Consider the following 22,150-nt stretch of genomic DNA (forward strand, 5'->3'; position numbering starts at 1 on the left):
AAGCGAAGCGGAACGGGTCGGAATCCGATCTCCGGATCCCAAACGCGGCCCCTTGCCTCAACGACGTACGATGAAGGACGTTCGGCTGGAACCGTCATGGCGGGATGCGGCCAAGCGTCCCCGTGCGGCCGGGCCGCTCAGCGGACTTCACGGGCTGCCTTGAGTTCGATCCGGCGGCTCCAGCGGGAAAGCCCGAAACACGCCACCCAGTAGATCAGCCCCGCGAAGGCGTAGGCCTCCCAGGTCTTCCCGACCCAGGCCGGATCGGCGAGTGCCGCCTGGGCGATCCCGAGCAGATCGAAGATCGACACGATCAGCACCAGGGAGGTGTTCTTGACCAGCGCGATGAACTCGTTGGTGAGCGCCGGGAGCGAGATGCGCAGGGCCTGGGGCAGGACGATCAGCCCCGTGGTGCGCCAATAGCCCAGACCGAGCGCCGAGGCGGCCTCGGCCTGGCCGGGCGGGATGGCCTGCAGCCCGCCGCGTACCGCCTCGGCCATGTAGGCCGCGATGCAGAGGCCGAGCCCGATCACGGCCCGAGCCAGCCTGTCGATGCCGGCGCCGTTTGGCAGGATCAGGGGCAGCAGCAGCGAAGCCAGGAAAATGACGGCAATGATCGGCACGCCGCGCCAGAACTCGATGAAGATAGTCGAGATCAGCCGAATCACGGGCAGGCGGGAGGCTCGGCCGAGCGCCAGCAATATGCCGAGCGGAACCGCGATGATCGCAGCATAGATGGACAGGAAGGCGGTGAGCATCAGCCCGCCCCACTCCCGCGTCTCCACGATCCGCAAGCCCAGGCCGCCATGGAGGAGCCAGATGCCGAGCGGAGGCAGGACGATGAGTGCCGCGACCGCGGCCGCCCGCCGCCGCGGCAGGCCCGGCCAGGCGAGGAGGGCCGAGGCGGCAACCAGGATGATGCCGGCAAGGTCGACGCGCCAGCGCTCCTCGGCCGGATAGAAGCCGTACATGAACTGGCTGAAGCGGGCCCGGATGAAGACCCAGCAGGCGCCCGTGCCCGTGCAGTCGTTGCGGGTGGTCCCCGTGAACGTCGCGTCGAGCACGGCCCAGCGCAGGAGGGGAATGGCCGCCCAGACGAGAAGCACGGCGCAGATCGCCGTGATGGCGGCATCGAGCGGCGTGCCGACGAGGCGCTTGGCATAAAGTCGCGTCTCGAGCAGACGGCGGGCGAGCCCCCTGCCCCGGGCACCGCCGGGCAGGACGGTCATCCGGTCGTCCGACGCGATCTCCGCCGTCGCGCCCCCGATCGGCACCAGGCCCTGGCTGAACTCCCGGCTCATCGCGTCACCAGGGCGATGCGGGCGTTGTACCAGTTCATGAAGGCCGACACCGCGAGGCTGATCGCCAGATAGAGGGCGAGCGTGATCGCAATGATCTCGATGGCCTGGCCGGTATTGTTCAGCGCCGAGCCCATGAAGAGGCTGACGACGTCGGGATAGGCGATCGCGGCCCCGAAGGACGAGTTCTTGACGACGTTCAGGTACTGGCTCGTCATCGGAGGCACCATGACGCGCAGGGCCTGCGGCACCGTCACGAGCCGGAGAGTCTGGTTCGGCGACAGCCCCACGGCCTTCGCGGCCTCGATCTGACCCTTCGGCACGGCGAGGATGCCGGCGCGGACGATCTCGGCGATGAAGGCGGCCGTGTAGGTGGTCAGCGCCGCAAAGAGCGCGACGAACTCGGGAACGAGCACGAAGCCGCCGCGGTAATTGAAGCCGCGGAGCGCCGGGACGTCCCATTCCGTCGAGAGCGAGGCCGCCAGGAAGGCCAGGGCCGGAACGGCGAGAACCAGGAGGAAGCCGCTGCGCCAGACCGGGAAAGCCCTTCCGGTGCGCTCCTGGCGGCGGCGCGCCCAGCCCTGGATGGCGAGTTGCGCGGCAATTCCGAGCGCCAGCAGAAGCAGCGCATAGCCGAAGGGTCCGGTCTCGTTGGGAAGCGGGATCGTGAGCCCGCGATTGTTCAGGAACGCGATCCCGAACAGGCTGACCGAGCCACGCGGCGCCGGCAGCGAGGCGACCACGCCGAAATACCAGATCAGGACGAAGAACAGCAGCGGGATGTTGCGGGCGAACTCGACATAGGCGCCAGCGATCCCGGACAGCAGCGGGTTGCGGGACAGCCGCGCGACGCCAACCAGAAAGCCCAGCACCGTCGCGGCGACGATCGACACCGCCGAGATGAGCAGCGTGTTGACGATCCCGGCCCAGAGGAGGCCGAGATTGGACGAGGCCGAGGTGTAGCCCGTGAGCTGGAACGGCACGTCTATCCCGGCCTGCCGCCAGAGGAAGTCGAAACCGGACGCGATGCCGGCCTTGACCATGTTCTCCGAGGCGTTGCGGACGAAATAGACGAGGAGCGCGACCAGGCCGATCGCGACCGCCGCCTGCGCGATGACATCGCGGACCTTCCGGTCGCGCAGGAAGGCGGCGAGGTTCATGGCAGGCGCGCCCGCCGGCCCACTCGGCAAGGGCGGAGGAGTCGACCCCGGCCCCCGATCCGAGTGTTGCAGCCGGGAAGCGAGTGACGGGAGTGATCAGGCCTCCGGCGCGTCACGGCGTGCCTCCCGACTGGTCGAGCCCCTATTGGAACGGCGACGTGAAGAGCAGGCCGCCCTTCGTCCAGAGCTCGTTCTTGCCGCGAGCGAGCTTCAGGGGCGAGCTCATGCCGACCGTGCGCTCGTAGCTCTCGCCGTAATTCCCGACCTGCTTGATGGCGTTGTACATCCAGTCATTCGACAGGCCCATCATGGCCCCGAACCCGCCATCAACCCCGAGCAGGCGGCGGACTTCGGCGTTCTGCGACTTCGCCTTCATCTCGTCGACGTTCTTGGACGTGACGCCGAGCGCCTCGGCGGCGATCATGCCGTTGAGCACCCAGCGCACGACCAGCTGGTAGCGCTCGTCGCCCCACCGGGTGGTCGGGCCCTGCGGGTCGTTCGAGATCGTCTCCGTCATGACGATGTTGTTGTCCGGGTCCTTCAGCTTGATGCGCTGCCCGGCTAGGGCGCCGATGCCGGCCGTATAGGCGTCGCAGCGCCCGGCATCGTAGGCCGCGATGGCGTCGTCGTTCTTCTGGAAGTTGATGATCGAGATCTTGATCCCGTTCTCCTTCGCCCAATCGGCGGCGTTTTTCTCTTCCGTGGAGCCGGCCGCAACGCAGACCGACGCGCCATCGAGATCCTTTGGCACCTTCGCGGTGCCCTTGCGGACCACGAAGGTCTGGCCCTCGTAGAAGTTGATGCCCTGGAAATTCACGCCGAGGGTCGCGTTCCGGGTGAAGGTGATCGTCGTATTGCGCGACAGGAGGTCGACCTGCCCCGATTGCAGCACCGGCCAGCGCTGCTGCACCGAGGTGGGCGTGAACTTCACCTTGGTGGCATCGCCCAGGATCGCGGCCGCGAGCGCCCGGCAGTAATCGACGTCGATCCCGGACCACTCGCCCTTGTCATTGGCGAAGGAGAAGCCGGGCAGACCGAGATGGACGCCGCATTCGAGATGGCCACGGGCCTTGATGGCGTCGAGCGTCGGCGAGGGTGCGAGCTGCTGAGCGCCAGCGGAGGTGGCGGCCAGCGCGAAGGCGGCCGCCGCAAGCGGAAGGCGGAACGATGGCATGGCGAACGGAGCACTCCGGAAGCGCCGGATGGCGCCCCGGCACGTTCGGGCAAGCCCCGTGCCGCGTCAACTTGGCCTTAGGCAGGGTGCCGGCGCGTCAGCGCCGGTTCCGTTGTGCCTTCACGGCATTCTCGACCTTGTCGAGTTTGTCCTCGATCTTGTCCAGCTTGGCCAGGATCTGCTGCAGGATGTCCGGCACCACGCGGCCGTATTCGACGGCTTCGCGGGTGGCCTTCGCGGTGGCGCGCGAGGCGTCCAGGAGCTCCCGCATCTCGGCCGGGCTCATGGCGCCGGTCGGGCCGGGCTGGGCCGGCGGAGCCGGTGGCACGACGGCAGGCGGCGCGACCGGCGCGCGCGTCCCGGGCGAGGCATCGCCGGGCGTGGCGCCTGCCCCGGCGGCGGGCGCGGTCTCGGTGGGCTTGGTCGGGCTCGTCACCGCATCGGTCGCGGCCGCACCGGGATTCGGGCCAGGCGTTGCCGGGGTCGGCAGGTTCGGCGAAGGCGTCTGGGCGCCCGCCGCACCGACGCCGAGCGTTGCGGCGAGAAAAACCAAGCCGACGAAACCTGCCTTCATCCGACATTCCCCTGATTCGTTGCCTTGCAACGTCGAGCACTTGCGCGAAGCGGGCAAGATGTAGGGAGGCATCTTCTGGTGTTCCGCTCCGGCGGAAAGCGGACGTTAAGGCAGAGGGCCGCATCTCACCGGGATGGGGCGCGCGGCAAGTCTCCCTTTGCGATACGCCGAGGGCTCGTGGCTGACCGCCCGCCTGATGGCGGTTGCGTCGGGCACGGCTCTCGCGATCTCGGCCCTGGCGGCGGCAGCCGGCATATTGGGCGCGAATGGCGTGCTCGACCCCCTCGGCCGGCCGCTCGGAACAGACTTTGCCAGCTTCTGGTCGGCAGGATGGCTCGCCTTTCAGGGCCGCGCGGCCGAGGCCTATAACTGGACCGCCCTTCGGGACATCCAGCTGAACCTGCTCGGCACCGAGCTCTTTTTCCCCTGGAACTACCCGCCGATCTTTCTGCTGCTCGCGGCTGCCCTCGCCCGGTTCGATTACCTGCCTGCGCTTTTCCTCTGGCAGGGCGCCAGCCTGGTCTTGGCCTTCCTGGCCTATCGCCGCGTCCTGAGCACTCGGCTGGCGGCGCTCGTCGCGCTGGGATGCCCGGCCGTGTTCCTGTGCCTGGCGCATGGCCAGACCGGCCTTCTCACCGCAGCGCTCCTCCTCGGGGGCGTCCTCGCCCTTCCCCGCCATGAGATCCTGGCGGGCGTGTTGTTCGGGGCGCTCGCGTTCAAGCCGCAGCTCGGCTTGCTGATCCCCGTCTTCCTTGCGGTCGGCGGCTACTGGCGCGCCTTCGCGGCCGCAGCCGCCACCGTCGGCGCATTGATCGCTCTCAGCTTCGGCATCTTCGGCGCGGAGACATGGGCGGCGTTCGTCCGCTCGCTCGGGACGACGCAGGCGATCGTGCTCGCGAATGGCGGGGCCGGCTTCGAGAAGTTTCAGAGCGTGTTCGCCTGGGCGCGGCTCTGGGGGAGCGCGACCTTCCCGGCCTATGCGCTTCAGGGTGTCTATTCCGCCCTGGTGACGGCGTTCTGCGTCGCTCTCTGGCGGGGGCCTATCGATATGCGGCTGAAGGGAGCGGGCCTGCTCCTCGGTACGCTCCTCGTCACGCCCTACGTGCTCGACTACGACATGGTCGTGCTCGGCGCGGCGATGGCCCTGATCGTCTCGTATGGGCAGGAGCACGGGTTCCGGCCCTGGCTGAAGACGACGCTGGCGGTCGCGTGGCTGCTGCCCGGGGCGGCGCGCAGCATGAATCTCCTGATCCCCCTCCCGGTCACGCCGCTTCTCCTGACGGCCCTGCTCCTGCTCGTCCTCAGGGAGGCGCGCGGCGCTCGGGGCAGGATGCCTATCGTTGCTCTCGAGCCGAACCCGCGGGGCCCCCTCCCCGGCCGCTCTTCGGCGTGAGGCGGATCCAGGAGACCTTGCCGGGGGAGAAGAGCCCTCGACCCGCCCTGGACCAGAGCGGCGGGGCATGGTCCCCGACGATGAGGATCTCCGTCGGCGGCAGCTCGGCGGCCATCCTGGCGATCCCTTCGAAAACGTCGAGCCACAGCTCCGTCATCTGACAGACCTCGACGTGACCGATCGGGCCGCCGTCGGCCTCGCAGCCGAGCCGCGGCGTGCCCTCCCCGGGCGCGATCGGGACATGCGTGCTGAAGGTCAGCCAATACGCGAAGGTCGGAGTCGTGGCCTGCCGCAGTTCCTGCGCGATGACGGCCACCACGTCCCGGTCGCAGGGGCCGCGGAAGGGCCCGCCGCACCGCGCGGCAAACCGCGGGCCGAGATCCTCGCCGAAGATCCCGTCCTGGAAGCCGAGGCCCGGATACCATTCGCGCCGGTCGAAGAAGGCTTCCGTGAAGTTGTGAAGCGCGAGGGTGCGGTAGCCGCGCCTCGCAAGCTGTTCGGGCAGGCAGTCGAAGGCCTCGCCGTCCACGACGTCCTGATATGGCGCCCTGGTGCCGCAGAGCTCGCGCATTTCGGCCGCGGTGGTAGAGCCGTAATAGGTCGTCTCGCCAAAACTCACGTCGAAGCGGTCGCGCAGGGCCGGAGCATCGAAGGGCTTGAGAAGAAGCGCCTGGTGGGCGGGATCGGCGAAGCGCCCGAGCGCCTCGACGAGCACGAGAAGAGCATGCCGGTCGCGTCCGGCCGTGATACCGCGCCGGAAACCCGAATCCTCCGCGGCCGATTCCATCGGCTTGCCGGCGGCATAGAGCGTGCCGAACTCGTAGTGGGGCGAGGTATTGGCGACGACATCGACGCCCGCGAGGAGCAAGGCCGCCCCGGCCAGCGCCGCGGGGTTCCCGCGACGCATGCCGCTGCGGAAGGACCTGAGGGCGAAGACGTTCGCGGCCAGCAGCAGGGCCAATCCGGCGCCGAGCGCCAGGTAGAGGGGCGAGGCGAGCGGCTTCAGGGCGACCAGCAGGTGAAGCGCCGTGACGATCTCCTGCGGCGCGAGGCCGAAGGCCAGGGCGACCGTGGAGATCACGTCATAGGCGACCACGGCCAGGAACAGCGCGAGGGTCGCCCTGAACGGGACGAGCCGCGAGATCAGCACCACGGCCGCATAGGCCACGATCGCCGCCGTACGGGGCGGAACGCCGATCCCGGCTGCCAGCGAGATCAGCGATAGGGCGTTCGGCAGAAGGATGCCGACCGCACACAGGATCAGGGTCGGGCCCATAGCCGTGAGTGACGCGAACCTGTCCGGTTGGCCCTGCTGCCTGGCGTTCATCGCCTCCAGTCCTGCCGCGCGGCCGGATGGCCTACCAGGACAGGCGGTATATCCGGATCGCTTAACGTCCGGTGAGATCGACCCGACACGCCGGGTCGCTTCTCCCGACCGGGACCGAAGGCGTGGGTTGCCGACCCGGCCCCGTCACTTCTTCAGCAGCGGACACTCCGACTCGCTCTCCGGCCGGTAGGCGTCCTCGGCCTTCACGGTGCGGACGATCTCCAGGTAGTCCCAGGGCTCCTTCGACTCCGCCGGCGACTTCACGCGGGCGAGATACATGTCGCGCATCACGCGGCCATCCGCCCGGAGGCGCGCGTTCTTGATGAACGCATCCTCGATCGGCAGCTCGCGCATCTTGGCCATCACGGCCTTCGCCTCGTCGGTGCCGGCAGCTTTCACCGCCTTCAGGTAGTGCAGCACCGCGCCATAGGCCCCGACCTGGTTCATGGTCGGCATGAAGCCCATCCGCTCGAAGAACTTCCTCGACCAGGCCCGCGTGGCGTCGTTCATGTTCCAGTACGAGGCGGTCGTGAGATACGTGCCCTGGGCGTTCGCGAGCCCGACCGCGTGGATGTCGGTCTCGTACATGAGGAGGCCGGCGAGCTTCTGGCCGCCCTGCACGAGGCCGAACTCGCCCGCCTGCTTCAGGCCGTTCTGGGTATCGGCGCCGGCATTGGCGAAGACCACGACGTCGGCCTTCGAGCCCTGCGCCTGCAGCACGAAGGAGGAGAAGTCGGACGTGCCGGTCGGGTGCTTGATGCCGCCCCGGATCTCGCCCTTCGCCTCCTTGATGAAGCGCGTCGCATCCGCCTCGAGCCCGTGCCCGAAGGCGTAGTCGGCCGTCACGAAGTACCAGCTCTTGGCGCCCTCGGCGGCCAGCGCCTGGCTCGTCACCTTGGCGAGCGAATAGGTGTCGTAGGTGAAGTGCACCGTGTTCGGGCTGCAGAGCTTGTCCGTCAGGCTGCTGGCGCCCGGGGCCGAGAGCAGCGCAACCCGGTTCTTGTCGCGGGCGAGATTGTGGACCGCGATGGCAATGGCGGAATTCGTCACGTCCGCGATCGCGTCGACCTTGCCTTCGTCGAACCACGAGCGGGCGACCTGCGCGCCGATATCCGTCTTCATCTGGTGATCGGCGATCACGAGCTCGACCTTCTTGCCGAGCACCTGCCCGCCCATCTCCTCGATGGCCATCCGGGCCCCTTCCGCGGAGCCCGGGCCGGCATTGTCCTTGCCCCAGCTCGACATGTCGGACAGGACGCCGATCCGGACCACATCGTCCGAAACCTGGGCCTGGGCAGCCGCCGCCGACGCCGCAAGCAGAGCCGCGGCCAGAACAGACTTCCTCACGAGCGTCCTCCGATGTTTTGGACAATCGTTAGCGGAAGCGCGGTGGGCTGGCGAGGCATCTGTCATCCGCCCACGCCGAGATTTCCCCTCGGTTTTCCGAGAGGGTGGTGCGGGAGGCCGGGCGGCACCGCTCCGGCGGGCGGATCGGTTGCCGGAAGGGAGTGTCGGAACCCGCGGGCGCTATCGCCCGGACCTCCCGCACACGGTGTTTGAGGCTTGCTTCGGCGAACCCCCGGGAGGGTGACCTTTCTATCCTCCCGCTGCGTCCTCCTGGACCCGCGAGGGCCCCGGGACAGTGACCGGCAGGCTCAGCCAGCCGGGATTGCCGACTTGGGCCGCCCGGGGCGCCGGTGCGTGACGCCGGCCTCCCCGGACCACCGTTCCCGACCCGCATGAGCCACGCTGCGCACACGCCCCTCTGTGGGCCGGGACAGGCAACAACATAGGATAATATTCTGGGACTGTCAAGCGCGAAACGCTGCGCTCGCCGGATGAGCGGGAACCCTCGCCAAATCCCTTCCGTTGACTTGGCCTCTGCTTGCGGCGGCGTGCCATGACTCTCCTGAAACTCCTCAGAAACGACCACACCGACATCACGGCCATCGGCGAGATGGTCCTGCGGGCCGTCGACCGCGGGGCTATCCGGAACCGCGAGCGCCTCGTGTCGGAGCTCGCCGACGAGCTCGAAGCGCATTTCGAGGCGGAGGAGGACGGGCTCTTCGAGGTGCTCGAGGACAAGGAGCAGGCTCGCGATCTCGTCCGCACGCTGGAGAAGGAGCACGAGGACCTCGAGGAGGAGCTCGCCCGGCTCGCGCGCTCCCATCACAAGAACACCGCCGAGTGGACCTCGCGTTTCGAGGATTTCAGCTACCGCCTCGACCGGCATTTCCACCGCGAGGAGCACGAGCTCTTCCCGCAGGCGGAAACCCTCCTGAGCGCCGACGAGCTCGAAACGGCTCTGCGGGACTATATCGAGGAGAAGGAGGAGGAGATCCGGGAGCGGCACGAGCACCCCAAGCTGAAGCGGGGCGCGCTCTGGGCCGGCGCGGCCCTCGTGGCTGCCGCGGGCCTCGTATTCGCGGCCGAGCGCACCGGGCATCTGCGGCGCTGGCGGGCCGCCGGCCCGGATCTGGGCGACGCCCCCTCCCGGACCGTCAAGACGCGCTCGCGGCGCAATCGCGCGCGGCGCGAAAGCGATCCGGCCGGGATCAAGGAGGGCTGAGCCCGGTCTCGCCCTTCACTCCCTCCGCCCTTCCAGGCGCGCGCAGCGGGCGACCTGCTCCCGCAGCCAGGCATGGGCGGGGTGCTTGCGCATGCGGGGGTGCCAGTAGACGAAGATCCCGAACGGCGTGAGGTCGAGCGGCGGCGCGAAGAGGTCGAGCTCGGCCGAGAAACGGCTGAGCAGCCGGCGGGGCAGCGTGCAGATGAGGTCGCTCGCTGCGAGCACGAGCGGCGCCAGCGCATAGCTCTGGATGGAGACGGAGACGACGCGCTCGCGTCCCTGTTCCGCCAGGGCGTCGTCGATCGTCCCGGAGAAGCCGCCGCCGCTCGCCGAGATGAGCAGGTGGTCGAGCGCGCAGAACGCGTCCAGCGTGAGCGGATCCGTGCCCCGGGGATGCCCCTTCCGCTGCGCGGTGACGAATTCCTCCCGGTATAGCGGCCTCGCGATCAGCGCCCCCGCTTCGTCCTCCGCGGCCCCGACGAAAAGGTCGATCTCGCCGCCTTCCAACAGCTCCGGGATGCGTGCCTTGTCGGGAAACGTGAAGGCGATGCGGGTTCCCGGGGCCTCCGCGCGGACCAGCGGGATGAGGTCGGGCGCCAGGATCGCGGCCGGGTTGTCGGTCGCCGCGATGCGGAACACGCGCCGGCTGCTGGCCGGATTGAAGACGGCCGCGCCCTGGACGAAATCGTTCAAATTCTCCAGCAGCTTCGCGAGATCCGCTTCGAGGGCAAGGGCGTGCGGGGTCGGGATCATGCCGCGGCCGGACGCGGCCGGGATGAAGAGCGGATCCCCTAGAACCTCGCGCAGCCGCGTCAGCCGTGCCGAAAGGGCCGACTGCGTGACGCCGAGCCGGCCCGCCGCATGGGTCACGTTCCGGTCCTTCAGGAGAGCATCGAGCGCGAGCAGGAGCCCGATATCGAGGCCGTTGTCCTGGATCGCCAATGGGAACCCTCCGAGCGTCTGAGCGGCCCTTCTCCACCCGGCGGAAGCCGGAGGCGAGAGGCATGGCAGGCCGGGTCCCGGGTACAGGAGGCGGGGAGGAGCGATCAATCGGCTCGATGGAAGCCATCGAGCGCGGAGGTTTCTCGCGCGCCGCCCGCATCGGTAGAGGCCCTGCCCATGCATCCAGGGATGAATTCGATGGTTCGACGCTTCGCCCTCGCGGCTCTTCTGGCGGCCCCGGCCGTGGCCCCCGCCCCCGCCATCTCTCCCCCCGCACAGGCCGCCATGGCGGGCGTGCTCCCGCAGCTTCCGGGCGTGTACCGCTTCACCTTGGGCGAGGTGCGCGTCACGGTGCTGTCGGACGGCACGGTCCCGCAGGATCTCCACAAGCTCCTGCTCGGCGCCACGACGGACCGGATCGACGCCTTGCTCGCGGAGGGCTTCCTGGCCAACCCGGTCGAGGCCTCCATCAACGTCTTCCTGATCGAGCTCGGCGACAGGCGCGTCCTGGTCGATGTGGGCTCCGGCAACCTCTTCGGGCCCGGACTGGGAGGGAAACTGACGGAGAGCCTGGCCGCGTCGGGTTTCCGCCCCGAGCAGATCACCGACATCCTGGTCACGCACGTCCACACCGACCATACGGGCGGCCTGGAGAAAGACGGCACCCGCGTGTTCCCGAACGCGACGCTGCATGTCGGCAAGCCCGACGTCGATTTCTTCATGGACCCGTCGAACTCGGGCCGGACCAACTACGACATGAGGTACTTCGTCCAGGGGGCGAAGTCGCTGAAACCGTATCTCGATGCCGGCAAGGTGAAGCCTTTCGCGGAAACGAGCGAGGTCCTGCCCGGCATCACGGCGACCCTCCATCCCGGCCACACGCCCGGCACCGCGTTCTACACGCTCGAGAGCGGCGGGCAGCGGATCGTCTTCATCGGCGACATCATCCACGTTGCCGCCGTGCAGTTCCCGCAGCCGGAGATCAGCATCGTCTACGACCTCGATCCGAAGAAGGCCGCCCAGGTTCGCGGCGAGGCGTTTCCGCAATTCGTGCGCGACCGGGTGCTCCTCGCGGCCCCGCACCTGCCCTTCCCGGGCGTCGGGCACGTCCGCGCGGCGGCGGGACGAGGCTTTGCCTGGGTGCCGATCGACTACGCCAACCGCCGCCCGAACTGAGCTGGGATTCCCGGCGTGCTCCGCGGCGGGTCGCAGCACTTCGTTAGCGGAGCGGCGGTATCCCCGCTCCGAGACGCAGCCGCAGAACGCCGTCCGCGCGGGGGAGATCCATGCCGTTCCTGGTCCGATTGGTCGCGTTTGTCGCCATGCTCCTCGGAGCGGCGGCCGGGAGCAACCCGGCCTCCGCCCAGGCCGGACCCGCTCAGGTCGCATCCGGGGTTCAGTACGAGTTGATCGGCCGCTGGGACGTCGACCGGCTGAACAAGATCCTGTCGGTCGACACGCCGGCCTTCGCAGGCATCCCCGTCAGCTATACGCCTGCCCGCAATGCGGTGCGGCTCTACCGCGTGACCTACCCTTCGGTGGTCCCGGACAGGGGCAACAAGCCGACGGTCGCGACCGGCCTCCTGGCGGTGCCGGACACGGCCGGGACCACCTTCCCGATGGTCTCCTACCAGCACGGCACCGTGTACGGGAAACAGGAGGTGCCGTCCTTCCCCGAGCAGTCGCCCGAGACGCAACTGATGATCGCCCAGTTCGCCGGGCAGGGCTACATCGTGATCGGGGCGGATTACTTCGGGCTCGGCCAATCGAGCGAGCCTGAGGGCTACATGGTCAAGGCGAGCCACCAGCAGGCGACCCATGACATGCTGCTCGCCAGCCGGGCCGTCCTGGAGGACCTGAAGCTCTCCGCAACCAGACTGTTCCTCTCCGGCTGGTCGCAGGGCGGGTTCGTCACCCTCGCCATGCTGGAGAAGCTGGAGAGCGTCGGCGTGCCGGTCGTCGCCGCCGCGACCGCCAGCGCACCCGCGGACGTGTTTGCCGCGCTGAACGGGTTCCTCAGTTTCCCGCGGACAATCGATGCGTCCTGGGTCGGGACGCTGTTCATCCTGTCGTCGTTCTCGTTCGAGAACTATTACGGCGTCCCGGGCCTCGCGCGCTCGTTGCTGACCGACGCCTCTTACGAGGTCTCCCGCAAGGCCTATGCCCGCGAGCCCTTCGAGGCGAGCGAGGTCCCGACGGACCTGCGCAAGCTGATCCGCGCGGAATATTTCGATCCGCTCTACTTCGCCAACTCGGCCTACGGCCGCCTCGTCGCCAAGACGCAGGCCTATCGCTGGCTCATCCAGACGCCGGTCCGCACCTTCTACGGGGAATCCGACGAGGTGATCCGGAACGAGCTCGCGCAGCTGCCGATGCTCTATCAGCGTGCGATCGGGAACGACCGCGTGGAGGCGGTCTCGACCGGCCCGACGACCCATCGCGGCACCTTCGCGAAGGCCGTGCCGCAATGGAAAAGCTGGTTCGACGGGCTCTGAGGCGGCGGCGCCGGGAGTGAACCGGCAGGGGACTACGTTCGGCCAAGATGGCGGCAGAGTTGCCTGACCGCCGCGTCGACCACAGAATCGTCGGCGCGAGCGAGCGACTTGAGGACAAGGCTCGAGTTCAGCGTGACGACGCGGTCGGTCCGGGCCCAACTCGCAACCGGGAGCGTCCCTTCCGTCAGGTCGGCCATGGAGATCGGAACGGCATTCCCATGATGCGGACGGGAGGTGACCGGCAGGCCGATGAAGTCTCCGTACCGGTCCGGCCTCGTCAACGCGAGTACGGGGCGTCGCTTCGTTGACGAGAGATCGCTGAAGGGAAACGGCACGAGCAGCAGTTCGCCTCTCTCATGCATTGTCCCAGATCGCGTCCTCTGGATTGTCCCACACGGCCGCGAGCCCGCCCGTCTGGGCGCTCATCAGGTCGCGCCAGGAGCCCTGCTCCGCGCGCTCGCTAAGGAACTCGACGAAATCGAGCACCTCTCGCGCGAGCGGCTCCGGCAGGGCCTTCACCTGCTCGAAGATGGTTTCCGCAAGGGTCATGCCCGGGTTTCCGCGTTCCGACATCCCCGCCGACAATATGAAGCCGCAACAGACGCGCTGCAACGGCGTAGAGACCGAGTAGTCGCCGCTAAGAATCCATCTTCAGCGCGGCGATGAACGCCTCCTGCGGGATCTCGACGCGGCCAAACTGGCGCATGCGCTTCTTGCCCTCCTTCTGCTTGTCGAGGAGCTTGCGCTTGCGGGTGGCGTCGCCGCCGTAGCACTTGGCCGTGACGTCCTTCGACAGGGCCTTGATGGTCTCGCGGGCGATGATCTTGCCGCCGATCGCGGCCTGGACCGGGATCTGGAACAGGTGGCGGGGGATGAGGTCCTTCAGCTTCTCGCACATGGCGCGGCCGCGGCTCTCGGCCCGGTCGCGGTGGACCAGCATGGAGAGCGCATCGACCGGCTCGGCATTGACCAGGATCGACATCTTCACGAGGTCGCCCTCGCGGTAGTCGGTGATGTGGTAGTCGAAGGAGGCATAGCCCTTCGAGATCGACTTCAGCCGGTCGTAGAAGTCGAACACCACCTCGTTCAGCGGCAGGTCGTAGACCACCATGGCGCGCTTGCCGACATAGTTCAGGTCGATCTGCACGCCGCGCCGGTCCTGGCACAGCTTCAGGATGCCGCCGAGATATTCGTCCGGCGACATGATGGTGGCGCGAATCCAGGGCTCCTCGATCGCCTCGATCTTCATCACGTCCGGCATGTCGGCCGGGTTGTGCAGCTCCTTCACGGTGCCGTCGCGCATCTTCAGGTGATAGACGACCGAGGGTGCGGTCGAGATCAGGTCGAGGTCGAACTCGCGCTCGAGCCGCTCCTGGATGATCTCCAGGTGGAGCAGGCCCAGGAAGCCACAGCGGAAGCCGAACCCGAGGGCGGCGCTGGTCTCCATCTCGTAGGAGAAGCTCGCATCGTTGAGGCGGAGCTTGCCCATCGCGGCGCGGAGGTCCTCGAACTTCGCGGCATCCACCGGGAACAGGCCGCAGAAGACGACCGGCTGCACCGGCTTGAAGCCCGGCAGCGGCTCCTTCGTGCCCTTCTTGTCCTCCGTGATCGTGTCGCCGACGGCCGTGTCCGCCACCTCCTTGATGGAAGCGGTGAGGAACCCGACCTCGCCCGGGCCGAGTTCGGCCACGTCCTGCATCTTGGGGCGGAACACGCCGACCTTGTCGACGCCGTAGACGGCGCCGGTGCCCATCATCTTAATGGTCATGCCCTTCTTGAGCTTGCCATCGACGATGCGGACCAGGACCACGACGCCGAGATACGCGTCGTACCAGCTGTCCACGAGGAGCGCCTTCAGGGGCGCGGTCTCGTCGCCCTTCGGCGGCGGCAGCCGCTTCACGATCGCCTCGAGCACGAGGTCGATCCCAAGGCCGGTCTTGGCCGAGATCGGCACCGCATCCGAGGCGTCGAGGCCGATCACCTCCTCGATCTGCTCCTTCACGCGATCCGGTTCGGCCGCCGGCAGGTCGATCTTGTTGAGGACGGGGACGATCTCGTGGTTGGCGTCGAGCGCCTGGTAGACGTTGGCGAGCGTCTGCGCCTCGACGCCCTGGGAGGCGTCGACGACCAGGAGCGAGCCCTCGCAGGCGGCGAGCGAGCGCGATACCTCGTAGGCGAAGTCGACGTGGCCGGGCGTGTCCATTAGGTTCAGGACGTAGTCCTTGCCGTCCTGCGCCTTGTATTCGAGCCGGACGGTCTGCGCCTTGATGGTGATCCCGCGCTCCTTCTCGATCTCCATGTTGTCGAGCACCTGCTCGGTCATCTCGCGGGCCGAGAGCGCGCCGGTCTGCTGGATGAGGCGATCCGCAAGCGTCGACTTGCCGTGGTCGATATGCGCCACGATCGAGAAGTTGCGGATGTTGTCGATCGGATGCGTGGTCATGTGACTCGGGCGGCGCCGTCCAGGATCGCGCGCCGGCAGGGGCCGGGACTCACTGGAGCGCGGAAATCGGATTGCACCGCAAATAGCAGCGCGGGCCCCTTCCGCCAAGGGAAGGCGGCATCCTCACGCAGAGGATGCGATTTTCTCGCGCGCCGCCGAGGCAAGGAACGCCGAGCGCGTCAGCCCTCGCTCCCGGGCCGCTTCATCGATCGCCTCGAGGAGCCCGGCATCGAGCGACACGTTGGCCCGGACGGAACGCCCCGCATCGAGAAGCAGCGGAACGCTGGCCACCAGCGCACCCGCTTCGAAATCCTCCAGGAACTCGGGATCCGCACGGATCGCTTCGAGGGAGCGTGCCGCAGGCGGGGCGAGCCCTGCAGCGACACGATCGCCCATCCACTCGCGCAGCGCACGCGTGGCAGTGGCCAGCGCCCGGTCCGCGGTATCGCCCATGGCGGTGCAGCCGGGGCAATCGGGGAAGCTCACCCCGAAGGCGCCTGGCTCCCCGTCGATGAGCGCGATGTACCGAGTCATCTCGGCCTCCTACCAACCTGCCGCGCGAGCGATGGACCGCGCGACGCCCGGCGAGAGCGTCCGGTGCCGGGGCACCATGATCCTGGTCCCGGGGCGGTCAGGATGGGCGAACTTGTCATGCTCGCCGCCACCCTCGTTGACCCAGCCATCCTGGTGCAGCCGGTCGACGACGCGCTTCCTGTTCGTCTCGACCCTGGGCACCTGCAACCCTCATCTATGCGCATATATATGCGCATGAGGAAGGCTCGTCGAGATGCAGGGCTTCTTCGCGCCCGGCTCCGGTCAGCGCCTCAACCGGCCCAGGATCAGCTGCGCTGCGAGGGCTGCACCCCCGCCCATCACGCCGTCCGTCACCATCGTACGCGGGATCGCCGCGAGGTTGGCTACGAGCATGGCGAGGATGAAGAGGAAGCCGGTCAGGACGGCGACGGCGAGGCGATGTCGCCCTGGGGTCGTCATTCGAGAGGCGGTCTCCGGCGGTCAGTGCAGCGGATAGCGGGCGAGAAGCTCGGCCGTGCGCTGGACGGTCTTGTCGTACCGGCAGGCGGCGATCGCCGTGCCCGTGCCGCTCCCGCTGTTCCACTCGATGACGGTGAGGTCGCCGCAATCGGCGTCCCGGAAGGCCGTCCAGGCCCGCTCGGAGACGAGGAGCGCCTGGCGCCAGGCCACCTTCTGCTCGGGCGTGCGGTCGGAATCCTTCTCGATGATCGAGATCGCCTTCCTGTACGCGTCGTTCAGCCGCTTGTCGGCCTCCGCGGCCGCCTTCTCCATGCAGGCGGCGATCTGCGGCGTGCCGAAGGACGGATCGGTGCAGAGCTTGGCGGAAGGCTGCTCGGCCAGGGCAGGCGCGGCCGCAGAGAGAAGGAGCCCCAGGCCAGCCCCGCGGCGGAGAGCCTTGAGGCCGCTCACCGCGCGAACCCTCCCTCGGTCTCGACCACGGCGGCCGTGCCGTAGGCGACCACCTCCAGCATGTTCTGGTCCGTCTCGGCGGAATCGAAGCGCATCGTCAGGATGGCGTTCGCGCCCATCTGGGCGGCGTTCTGGGCCATGCGGTCGATGGCCTGGCTGCGCGCCTCCTCGAGCAGCCCGCTATATTCGTTGATCTCGCCGCCCATGATCGAGCGCAGGCCGGCCGCGATGTTGCCGACGGCGCCCCGGCTGCGGACGACGGCGCCGAAACAGGGGCCGCGCACCTCGCGGACCCGGCATCCCGGTATGGTCTCGGTGGTGACGATGATCACAGGCTCTTCTCCTTTGAGGGTCGGGAAAGCGGCATCACGGCGTGCAGGAGAGGTCCCCGCCCGGGCACCTGATCTGCGCCTTGAGGTCCGCCGTCCGGTGGCGGGTGAGGTCGGTCCTGCACAGGCCGATGAGCATCGGGGCGATCGTGCCGGAGGCGGCCGGATCGGCGGGGTCGTAGCCGGTGCGAAGGTTGCACTCGGCATCCCGGAACGCGATCCAGGCCCGCTGGGCGGCGACGAGGTTGCGCTGCCCGGCGCCATCGAGCTTGGCGCGGAGCTCGCCATAGGTGCGGTTGAGCTCCGCATCGGCCTTCGCGAAGGCCTCGGCCACGCAGCGATTCGCCTCCATCTGGTTGGGCATGTCCCCGCAGCGGCCGGGATCCTGGGCCCCGGCGCCGCCCGCCGAGAGGAGCAGGGCTGCAAGCCCCGCCGCGAATGCACTCCTCGTCTTCATTAAGGTCCTCCGAGGGGGCGGAAGCCGAAGAAGCCGCCGTCCGCGTCGTAGAGAAGGTCGAACCCGTTCAGGACGTGCAGGCCGGTATTCACGAAGGGGTCCGGGCGCGTGGTGTTGAGATGGATGCCGCTCGGCGCGAGCGGTGAGGCATCGTTGCCGACGGTGATCGTGTAGGAGGCGGCCGGCTCGGACGGGCTTGCGCCCGGGAACGTGAAGGCGAGGCGTGTGGCCGCCAGAAGGCCCTTGCCGGTCGGGTCCAGGGCATCCGTCACGGCCGTCTTGGGCAACGTCAGGAACATCACCGCGACGCCGGTGTCGAGCAGGGCCCGACCGCAGGCGGGGACCCCTTCGTTCACGCGGATGCAGACCGGCACGCCCTGCCACTCGCCCGCGATGGACGGGTGCGGGTCGAGCTTCACGAAGCGGAAGCCGCCCTGCGCGTCGGCCGGCCCGAGGCCGACCTGGATGCCCTCGCGGGTAACGACATAGCCGCGATGGAGCGGCTGCGATCCGTCGGCGGCGACGTTCAGCAGGGGATTGGTCTCGGGCGTGCTCTCGGACTGGCTGTCGTATTCCCGGCCGAAGCCGATCCCCATCATGGCGATATGCCCCGGCCTGTCCTCCGGCGTGCAGTCCCGCGCCGATTTCGTGCACTCGATGCGGTCGACCGCGAGGACCGGGATGGGCGCGGTCCTTACCCGCGCACCATCGCGTCCGGAGACCGTCACCGGGATCGTCACCCAGCGGCCCACCATGATCCGGCCGGAGCTCGAATAGGTCAGGCGACCGGGCCTCGCCGGCATTCGGTCGACATCCGGGATGCGGCTCGCCGAGACGACGATCCCGGTCGAGCCCGTATCGGTCAGGACGGGGTGGGTTTCGCCGCCGAAGGAGAGCCCGAGCCGCGGCGAGGCCGTCATCTCGGCCCCAGGGGCAGGAGCGTTGAGGAAGGGCAGGAAGATTCTGGCTTTTCCGCTCGCGAAGTCCGGCGCCGGCGATGCGGCCGCCTGCAGGCTCGCGAGCGGCGAGAGGAGAAGCAGTACGATGCCGAAGAGGAATCGGCAGGTGCGGTCGAGCATGGCGATCACGGTGGGGCTCAGGCTAATCGCCCCGATCGCCCGGAGGTTCGCGCCTGGTCTTCCCGGATGGAAAACCGCGCCGTAACCGGACCTCGCGACTTGTCGGCATCACGGCTGCCCGGCGAACGACATGCCGCCCCTCGACGTCGCGGACCTACCGGATGTCGGCTCCCGTGATGCCCTGCGGCAGCGGATCGTAGCTGTTCACGCTGTCGCCATAGCCTCCGGGCGCGCCGAAGAAGCCGGCGACGCCCGTGGGATCGGATTGCACGGGGCCGCTTGCGTCGGGACCGTTCGGGCCCCGCACGCCGAGGCGCCGCTCGACCTGGTCGTAGCGGCGCAGGTCCTGCTGGATCGGGACCGCGCGGCCCGATTGCGCCAATGCGGCGCCGATGGTCGTCGCGAGCGCGAGGACCGGGACGATTGCGAGATGAGAAAACCGCATGATGCCCTCCAGCGCCGCAGGCCGCCCGAGCCACCGGCGCGGTGCCGCCAAGTCTTCGAACGCGCCCGGCCGGCCCGGGTTCGAGGGCGTGGGCGGTGGAAGTGTTACAGTAGTGACATGGAACCTTTCTAATGCGCTGCCCAGGCGAGCAGGGCACGACGATGAGCGACACGGCAGAGCGCATGCGGGCGGCGGATCTGGAGGATTCCGGAGATGCCGGCATCAACCCGACCGAGAACCCCACGATGGGCGACATGATCGCCGCCCGGTTCAACCGCCGCGACCTGTTCCGCGGCGCCATGGCCGTGACGGCCATCTCGGCCACGATCGGCACCAAGGCGCTCGCCGCGAACGGGAAGCCGGCTGCCGCATCCTTCGACTTCAAGGAGATCGAGGCCGGCGTAGACGGGACGCACCATGTCGCGGAGGGCTACGATGCGCAGGTCCTCCTGCGCTGGGGCGACCCGATCTTCCCGGATGCGCCCGAATTCGACCCGCTGCACCAGAGCGCCGAGAAGCAGGCGCGCCAGTTCGGCTACAATTCCGACTTCGTCGGCTACATCCCGATCGAGGGATCGAGCGAGCACGGGCTCCTCGTCGTGAACCACGAATACACGAACGAGGAACTGATGTTTCCGGGCGTCGGCGTCCAGGACGCCAAGGATGCCGCCTTCGCCAAGATGACGGACGAACTCGTCGCGATCGAGATGGCGGCGCATGGCGGCGCGGTGGTCGAGATCCGGCGCGAGGGCGGGCGCTGGTCGGTCGTGCGCGACAGCCGCTACAACCGCCGCATCACGGCCGAGACCCAGATGGAGATCACCGGACCCGCCGCCGGGCACGACCGGATGAAGACCTCCGCGGATGGGAGCGGGCAGCGGGTCGCCGGCATGGTCAACAACTGCGCCGGCGGCGTGACGCCCTGGGGCACGTGGCTGACCTGCGAGGAGAACTTCAACGGCTATTTCTGGTCGAAGCTGCCGGACGGCCATGCCGAGGCCGCCAATTACAAGCGCTACGGCATCGGCAGGCCGGCCTATGCCTGGGGCAAGTTCCACGACCGCTTCGACCTGTCGAAGGAGCCGAACGAGGCGAACCGCTTCGGCTGGGTGGTCGAGATCGACCCGTTCGACCCCAATTTCGTGCCGAGGAAGCGCACCGCTCTCGGCCGCACGAAGCACGAGGGCGCGGCCGGCATCACCAACCGGGATGGCCGCTACGTGATCTATCTCGGCGACGACGAGCGCTTCGACTACGTCTACAAGTTCGTGACCGCGGGCCGCGTCGATCCCCAGAACCGGGCCGCCAATCTCGGCCTCCTCGACGAAGGCACGCTCTACGTCGCCAAGTACAATCCTGACGGCACCGGCACGTGGCTGCCGCTCGTCCATGGCCAGGGGCCGCTCACGGAACGAAACGGCTTCGGCAGCCAGGCCGACGTGCTGATCGAGACACGCCGGGCGGGCGACGTGCTCGGCGCGACCAAGATGGACCGGCCCGAGGACGTCGAGGCGAACCCGGTCACGAACCGGGTCTACGTCATGCTGACCAACAACACCCGGCGGAACGCCGAGCAGGTCGACGCCGCGAATCCAAGGGCGAAGAACGCTTTCGGGCATATCGTCGAGATGGTGCCGGAGGGCGGCGACCATGCCGCCACGAGCTTTCGCTGGGAGGTGCTCGTCCGCTGCGGCGACCCCTCGATCAAGGATGTCGGCGCGACCTTCTCGTCGGAGACCACGAAGAATGGCTGGTTCGGCATGCCGGACAATTGCGCCATCGATTCCAAGGGCCGGCTCTGGATCGCCACGGACGGCAACAGCCAGAAGGCGACCGGCCGGGCCGACGGGCTCTGGGCGATGGAAACGGAGGGCGAGCTGCGCGGCACGTCCCGGCACTTCTTCCGCGTGCCCGTGGGAGCCGAGATGTGCGGGCCCTTCTTCACGCCGAACGACGAGACGCTGTTCCTCGCCGTCCAGCATCCGGGCGAAGCGGAGGAGGGACAACCCGCAACCTTCGAGAACCCGAACACGCGCTGGCCGGATTTCCAGGACGGCATGCCGCCGCGGCCCTCGGTCGTGGTCGTCACCAGGAAGGGCGGTGGCAGGATCGCGTAGGCGACCCGCGAGCCTAGGCGGCCGCGCGTATCTCCGCGAGGAGCCAGTCGCGGAAGGCGTGCATGCCGGGCGTGAAGGGCCGGGACCTGAGCCAGGTGAGCCAGTAGGAGCCGGCCGGGACCTCGGCCGCGAATGGCCGGACGAGGCGCCCCGTGCGGATCTCGTCCTCGAACATGCGCACGGGGACGAGGGCCACGCCGCCGCCCCGGGCGGCGGCTTCGGCCATCGTGAGCGAGCTGTCGAAGATCGGGCCGTGCAGGGCCGGACAGGCCGCGCCGGCGGCCGCGAACCAGTGGCTCCACTCGTCGGTCCGGTAGGAGCGCAGGAGGCGTTCCCGCGCGAGATCCTGCGGTGCCTCCAGGCGCCGGGCCACCTCCGGGGCGCAGACCGGCGACATCGGCGCGCAAAGGAGCTCCGTCGCCTCGGTGCCGTGCCAGGAGCCGTCCCCGAACCGAAGCGCGAAATCGAGCCCGTCGCCCGCGAGGTCGACGCGGTTGTTGTTCGTCAGCAGCCGCAGCTCGACCCGGGGATGCGCCGCCTGGAAGCCGTCCATCCGCGGCAGCAGCCATCCGGTCGCGAAGGTGCCGACGCAGCCGACCGTCACGACTTCCTCGATCCGCCCCCGTTCGACCCGGTCGAGCGCCGTGCCGATGCGGGCGAAGGCATCGGACAGCACGGGGAGGAGGATCAGCCCCTCGTCCGTCAGCGCGAGCCCGCGCGGGAGGCGCCGGAACAGCGCGGCGCCGAGGAGATCCTCCAGGCTCTTCACCTGGTGGCTCACGGCGGCCTGCGTCACGCGCAGCTCGAGCCCCGCCCGCGTGAAGCTGAGATGGCGGGCGGATGCCTCGAAGGCGCGCAGCGCGTTCAGCGGAAGGTGGGATCGCAGCACGTCGAAGCCCTAGATT

24 protein-coding genes are annotated in these 22,150 nt (G+C 68.7%); 5 read left to right on the forward strand and 19 right to left on the reverse strand.

What is annotated here, in order from left to right; translation table 11 throughout:
- Positions 1 to 137: 137 nt before the first annotated feature.
- The 4 genes from ACO2SS_RS14585 to ACO2SS_RS14600 form a co-directional block, all read right to left on the reverse strand.
- Entirely contained in the window at positions 138 to 1,301 is a 1,164-nt protein-coding gene (locus tag ACO2SS_RS14585; protein WP_423278404.1) for an amino acid ABC transporter permease, read from the reverse strand.
- A complete protein-coding gene (locus tag ACO2SS_RS14590) occupies positions 1,298 to 2,458 on the reverse strand; it encodes an amino acid ABC transporter permease (protein WP_423278405.1) in 1,161 nt (386 codons plus the stop codon). The genes ACO2SS_RS14585 and ACO2SS_RS14590 overlap by 4 nt, the downstream gene beginning before the upstream one ends.
- Positions 2,459 to 2,600: 142 nt before the next feature.
- Positions 2,601 to 3,632, reverse strand: a complete 1,032-nt coding sequence (locus ACO2SS_RS14595; protein ID WP_423278406.1) for an amino acid ABC transporter substrate-binding protein — start codon at positions 3,630 to 3,632, stop codon at positions 2,601 to 2,603.
- Between the two features lie 97 nt (positions 3,633 to 3,729).
- Complete coding sequence (locus ACO2SS_RS14600; RefSeq protein WP_423278407.1) at positions 3,730 to 4,206, reverse strand: hypothetical protein; 477 nt, start codon at positions 4,204 to 4,206, stop codon at positions 3,730 to 3,732.
- A gap of 196 nt (positions 4,207 to 4,402) precedes the next feature.
- Between ACO2SS_RS14600 and ACO2SS_RS14605 the strand changes: the two genes are divergently transcribed.
- Positions 4,403 to 5,599 (forward strand): glycosyltransferase family 87 protein, encoded by a 1,197-nt coding sequence (locus ACO2SS_RS14605; RefSeq protein WP_423278408.1) that lies wholly within the window; start codon positions 4,403 to 4,405, stop codon positions 5,597 to 5,599.
- Here ACO2SS_RS14605 and ACO2SS_RS14610 read toward each other — a convergent pair.
- A complete protein-coding gene (locus tag ACO2SS_RS14610; RefSeq protein WP_423278409.1) occupies positions 5,541 to 6,926 on the reverse strand; it encodes a sulfatase-like hydrolase/transferase in 1,386 nt (461 codons plus the stop codon). The two genes, ACO2SS_RS14605 and ACO2SS_RS14610, sit on opposite strands and share 59 nt — an antisense overlap.
- A 144-nt stretch (positions 6,927 to 7,070) precedes the next feature.
- Positions 7,071 to 8,273: an ABC transporter substrate-binding protein gene (locus ACO2SS_RS14615; RefSeq protein WP_423278410.1), complete on the reverse strand. Its 1,203-nt coding sequence runs from the start codon at positions 8,271 to 8,273 to the stop codon at positions 7,071 to 7,073.
- Between the two features lie 553 nt (positions 8,274 to 8,826).
- Between ACO2SS_RS14615 and ACO2SS_RS14620 the strand changes: the two genes are divergently transcribed.
- Positions 8,827 to 9,495 (forward strand): hemerythrin domain-containing protein, encoded by a 669-nt coding sequence (locus ACO2SS_RS14620; protein WP_423278411.1) that lies wholly within the window; start codon positions 8,827 to 8,829, stop codon positions 9,493 to 9,495.
- Between the two features lie 15 nt (positions 9,496 to 9,510).
- Here the strand turns inward: ACO2SS_RS14620 and ACO2SS_RS14625 are convergent, their stop codons facing one another.
- On the reverse strand, positions 9,511 to 10,437 hold the full coding sequence (locus ACO2SS_RS14625; RefSeq protein WP_423278412.1) for a LysR family transcriptional regulator: 927 nt from the start codon (positions 10,435 to 10,437) through the stop codon (positions 9,511 to 9,513).
- Between the two features lie 198 nt (positions 10,438 to 10,635).
- Between ACO2SS_RS14625 and ACO2SS_RS14630 the strand changes: the two genes are divergently transcribed.
- Positions 10,636 to 11,613, forward strand: coding sequence for an MBL fold metallo-hydrolase (locus tag ACO2SS_RS14630; RefSeq protein ID WP_423278413.1), 978 nt, complete (start codon positions 10,636 to 10,638; stop codon positions 11,611 to 11,613).
- A gap of 110 nt (positions 11,614 to 11,723) precedes the next feature.
- Entirely contained in the window at positions 11,724 to 12,932 is a 1,209-nt protein-coding gene (locus ACO2SS_RS14635; protein ID WP_423278414.1) for an alpha/beta hydrolase family protein, read from the forward strand.
- Between the two features lie 32 nt (positions 12,933 to 12,964).
- Here the strand turns inward: ACO2SS_RS14635 and ACO2SS_RS14640 are convergent, their stop codons facing one another.
- The 11 genes from ACO2SS_RS14640 to ACO2SS_RS14690 all read right to left on the reverse strand — a co-directional run bounded on the left by ACO2SS_RS14640 (position 12,965) and on the right by ACO2SS_RS14690 (position 19,128).
- On the reverse strand, positions 12,965 to 13,294 hold the full coding sequence (locus ACO2SS_RS14640; RefSeq protein WP_423278415.1) for a type II toxin-antitoxin system PemK/MazF family toxin: 330 nt from the start codon (positions 13,292 to 13,294) through the stop codon (positions 12,965 to 12,967).
- Positions 13,287 to 13,481, reverse strand: a complete 195-nt coding sequence (locus ACO2SS_RS14645) for a DUF2281 domain-containing protein (RefSeq protein ID WP_423278416.1) — start codon at positions 13,479 to 13,481, stop codon at positions 13,287 to 13,289. Before ACO2SS_RS14645 ends, ACO2SS_RS14640 begins: the two co-directional genes overlap by 8 nt.
- 88 nt (positions 13,482 to 13,569) lie before the next feature.
- Positions 13,570 to 15,375 carry a translation elongation factor 4 gene (lepA, locus tag ACO2SS_RS14650; protein WP_423278417.1) on the reverse strand — a complete coding sequence of 602 codons (1,806 nt, stop codon included), beginning with the start codon at positions 15,373 to 15,375 and terminating at the stop codon, positions 13,570 to 13,572.
- Between the two features lie 123 nt (positions 15,376 to 15,498).
- Positions 15,499 to 15,909: a type II toxin-antitoxin system HicB family antitoxin gene (locus ACO2SS_RS14655; protein WP_423278418.1), complete on the reverse strand. Its 411-nt coding sequence runs from the start codon at positions 15,907 to 15,909 to the stop codon at positions 15,499 to 15,501.
- A gap of 9 nt (positions 15,910 to 15,918) precedes the next feature.
- Positions 15,919 to 16,110 (reverse strand): type II toxin-antitoxin system HicA family toxin, encoded by a 192-nt coding sequence (locus tag ACO2SS_RS14660; RefSeq protein ID WP_423278419.1) that lies wholly within the window; start codon positions 16,108 to 16,110, stop codon positions 15,919 to 15,921.
- Between the two features lie 81 nt (positions 16,111 to 16,191).
- On the reverse strand, positions 16,192 to 16,368 hold the full coding sequence (locus ACO2SS_RS14665; protein WP_423278420.1) for a hypothetical protein: 177 nt from the start codon (positions 16,366 to 16,368) through the stop codon (positions 16,192 to 16,194).
- 21 nt (positions 16,369 to 16,389) lie between these two features.
- Positions 16,390 to 16,818 carry a lysozyme inhibitor LprI family protein gene (locus ACO2SS_RS14670; RefSeq protein ID WP_423278421.1) on the reverse strand — a complete coding sequence of 143 codons (429 nt, stop codon included), beginning with the start codon at positions 16,816 to 16,818 and terminating at the stop codon, positions 16,390 to 16,392.
- Complete coding sequence (locus tag ACO2SS_RS14675; protein ID WP_423278422.1) at positions 16,815 to 17,150, reverse strand: YbjQ family protein; 336 nt, start codon at positions 17,148 to 17,150, stop codon at positions 16,815 to 16,817. The genes ACO2SS_RS14670 and ACO2SS_RS14675 overlap by 4 nt, the downstream gene beginning before the upstream one ends.
- 34 nt (positions 17,151 to 17,184) lie before the next feature.
- A complete protein-coding gene (locus tag ACO2SS_RS14680) occupies positions 17,185 to 17,604 on the reverse strand; it encodes a lysozyme inhibitor LprI family protein (RefSeq protein WP_423278423.1) in 420 nt (139 codons plus the stop codon).
- The gene (locus ACO2SS_RS14685) at positions 17,604 to 18,683 is read right to left on the reverse strand and encodes a hypothetical protein (protein ID WP_423278575.1); all 1,080 of its coding nucleotides are present in this window, start codon (positions 18,681 to 18,683) and stop codon (positions 17,604 to 17,606) included. The genes ACO2SS_RS14680 and ACO2SS_RS14685 overlap by 1 nt, the downstream gene beginning before the upstream one ends.
- Before the next feature lie 154 nt (positions 18,684 to 18,837).
- Entirely contained in the window at positions 18,838 to 19,128 is a 291-nt protein-coding gene (locus ACO2SS_RS14690) for a hypothetical protein (protein ID WP_423278424.1), read from the reverse strand.
- A gap of 161 nt (positions 19,129 to 19,289) precedes the next feature.
- Between ACO2SS_RS14690 and ACO2SS_RS14695 the strand changes: the two genes are divergently transcribed.
- On the forward strand, positions 19,290 to 21,245 hold the full coding sequence (locus ACO2SS_RS14695; protein WP_423278425.1) for a PhoX family protein: 1,956 nt from the start codon (positions 19,290 to 19,292) through the stop codon (positions 21,243 to 21,245).
- Between the two features lie 13 nt (positions 21,246 to 21,258).
- Here ACO2SS_RS14695 and ACO2SS_RS14700 read toward each other — a convergent pair whose 3' ends face one another.
- Positions 21,259 to 22,131, reverse strand: coding sequence for a LysR substrate-binding domain-containing protein (locus ACO2SS_RS14700; protein ID WP_423278576.1), 873 nt, complete (start codon positions 22,129 to 22,131; stop codon positions 21,259 to 21,261).
- Positions 22,132 to 22,150: the final 19 nt, after the last annotated feature.

This window comes from Enterovirga sp. CN4-39 (assembly GCF_049446235.1).
Lineage (GTDB): Bacteria > Pseudomonadota > Alphaproteobacteria > Rhizobiales > Beijerinckiaceae > Enterovirga.